The organism is Streptomyces sp. P17 (assembly GCF_032436805.1).
Lineage (GTDB): Bacteria > Actinomycetota > Actinomycetes > Streptomycetales > Streptomycetaceae > Streptomyces.
In genome coordinates, this window is sequence record NZ_JAVRBF010000806.1 from 1 (window position 1) to 273 (window position 273).

Annotated in this window: 1 protein-coding gene; it reads right to left on the reverse strand. The window is 70.0% G+C overall.

Annotated features, from left to right (window positions below; genetic code table 11):
* Positions 1-259: ATP-binding protein (locus tag RMT89_RS43035; RefSeq protein ID WP_315889203.1), on the reverse strand; the 259-nt coding region annotated here is incomplete at its 3' end.
* Between the last annotated feature and the right edge of the window lie 14 nt (positions 260-273).

The window sequence follows — 273 nt, forward strand, 5'->3', positions numbered from 1 at the left end:
CCCGTTGGGTCGGGCCGAGCTGGCGGACCTGTTCGCGCGTGGGCTGCAAGGTCTCGATGATCGCCGTCAGCGGCGCCACCAGCGTCTGTTCGCCGACCGTGACGACCATGCCGTCGAGCACCGCGAGGGTTAGCGGGAGGCTCATGGTGAAGGTCGAGCCCTTACCGGGCACCGAGGAGATGCCGATCCGGCCGCCGAGCGCCTGGATCGAACGCTTCACCACGTCCATGCCGACCCCGCGACCGGAGATGTTGGACACGGCGGCCGCGGTGG